Here is a 1,239-nt window from a genome sequence, read left to right on the forward strand (position 1 = left end):
CCGAGCCGCGCGGCCGCGCTGAACGCAAGATACAGGCCGACCCCGTGCCCGCCCTGCGTGCTGTCGACCGGCATCGCGCCGAGCGATTCGCGCAACGAGGCCGGAATGCCGGGCCCGTCGTCGCATACCTCGAATTCGATCTCGTCGGCCGTGCCGGCGTGCGCAACCTTCGCGGCCAGCGTCACGCGCTGCGGGCTCGCGCGCGCGGCGTTGTCGAGCAGGATCGTCAGGATCTGGCCGGCCGCGACCGTGTCGTCGAGCGCGACGCCCGCCGGACGCGCGCCGAGCAGCTCGAACTGCACATGCGGATGCCGCAGGCGCCAGTGCTCGACGAACGTGTCGAGCCAGTCGTCCACCGGCTGGCGGCTCGCGGGTGCGCTCGCCCGGCTGCGCAGGCGCGCGAGCGCCGACGTGCAGAGCGACATCTGCTCCTCGAGCACCTTCAGGTCGGCCTCGTAGCGGGCCAGCCCCGGATCGTCGCGCGCCGCGTCGCGCAGCTCTTCGGCGAGCATCGCGATCGTCGACAGCGGCGTGCCCATCTCGTGCGCGACGGTGGCGGCCTGCACGCCGAGCGCGACCGCCCGCTCGTCGCGCAGCAGGTGCTGCTGCGCTTCGCCGAGCGCCGCGTCGCGCTGGCGCAGCGCATTCGACATGCGCGCGACGAACCAGGCGATCAGCCCGACGCTGACCATGAAGTTCGCCCACATCCCGGTACGGTAGTAGTCGAACAGGTTCGCGGGATTGTCCATGTTGAGCGGCACCGAGTCGAAACCGAGCGCCGCGTAGCATGCGACCGCGAACGCCGCGAGCCAGATCATCAGGTGCCACGGCAGCACGGCCGCCGCGATCGCGAGCGAAGGCAGGTACAGCGACACGAACGGATTGGTGGTGCCGCCCGACAGGAACAGCAGCGCGGACAACGCACCGAGGTCGACCCACAGCTGGCCGAGCAGCTCGAAATTGGTCTCGGGCCGCGCGCGCAGCACGCGCACCCAGGTCAGCGCGTTGAAAACGATTTCGAGCGCGATGACCATCAGCATCGCCGGCAACGGCAGATGCACGCCGAAATAGGTCTGCACGACGCCGATCGTCACGAGCTGGCCGATGATCGCGAGATTGCGCAGCCAGAACAGGTGACTGAGGTTGACGCGCCCGGTGGTGGTGATTCGTTGCATCCGAGCAGTTTACCCGTTTAGCGGGCGACGCCTCTAGCGGGGCCGGATCGGAGCGCGGCGACCG

The 1,239-nt window shown here is 69.8% G+C and carries 1 protein-coding gene; it reads right to left on the reverse strand.

The features are described 5' to 3' along the window. Positions 1-1,175 (reverse strand): ATP-binding protein (locus JYJ84_RS37020; RefSeq protein ID WP_205190333.1); only part of this gene is annotated, 1,175 nt, incomplete at its 3' end. Positions 1,176-1,239 lie beyond the last annotated feature (64 nt).

The sequence above is a fragment of the Burkholderia sp. LMG 13014 genome (assembly GCF_905232215.1).
Taxonomy (GTDB): Bacteria; Pseudomonadota; Gammaproteobacteria; order Burkholderiales; family Burkholderiaceae; genus Burkholderia.